The 764-nt window shown below is 33.5% G+C and carries 1 protein-coding gene; it reads left to right on the top strand.

Annotated features, from left to right (window positions below; translation table 11 throughout):
• Positions 1-705: SbcC/MukB-like Walker B domain-containing protein (locus V7056_RS17280; protein ID WP_499703647.1), on the top strand; the 705-nt coding region annotated here is incomplete at its 5' end.
• Positions 706-764 lie beyond the last annotated feature (59 nt).

Here is a 764-nt window from a genome sequence, read left to right as displayed (position 1 = left end):
GATGAAAATGAAATTAAAGAATCGTTGCAATTAATAGCTCAACAAGCTGATCATATCTTAAATGATATCATTCGAATTCAAGAGTTATCTAAACGATTATCACAATTACGTATAGACTTACAAACTTATCAGGAAGAGTACGTAAAAACAGAAAAGAAATTAGCGGGATTAAATGATCTATATAAAGTTACAAAAGGTGATAATGAAAAAATGATTTCATTTGAACGTTACGTACTTTTAGACTATTTCGAGCAAATTATTGAGTCTGCCAATGTACGTTTGGATCATCTGTCAAATGGACAATTCCAATTACAACGAAAAGATGCAGTTGAAAAAGGAAGAAAACAAAGTGGCTTAGGGCTAGAAGTATATGATTCATACACTGGTCTTGCAAGAGATGTTAAAACCTTATCAGGAGGCGAACAGTTTAATGCTTCACTTTGTTTAGCACTAGGTATGGCGGATATTATCCAAGCTCATAAGGGTGGAGTTTCAATCGATACATTGTTTATTGATGAAGGTTTCGGTTCATTGGACGATGAGTTACTTGCAAAAGCAATTGACACACTCATCCAACTTCAAAAATCTGGTCGATTAATTGGTGTTATTTCCCACGTTCAAGATGTAAAAGATGCAATGCCAGCGGTTATTGAAGTTCATAAGACAAATCATGGATACTCTGAAATATCCATTGTCGTAAAATGAGTTTAACATGAGTAATCTCGTCGCGATTCCGCTGATTATATACATTTAATTAATAAATA

The organism is Bacillus sp. JJ664 (genome assembly GCF_036962205.1).
Lineage (GTDB): Bacteria > Bacillota > Bacilli > Bacillales > Bacillaceae_G > Gottfriedia.
Note: the sequence above shows the minus strand (reverse complement) of the source record. Positions and strands in the feature narration are given on the sequence as shown.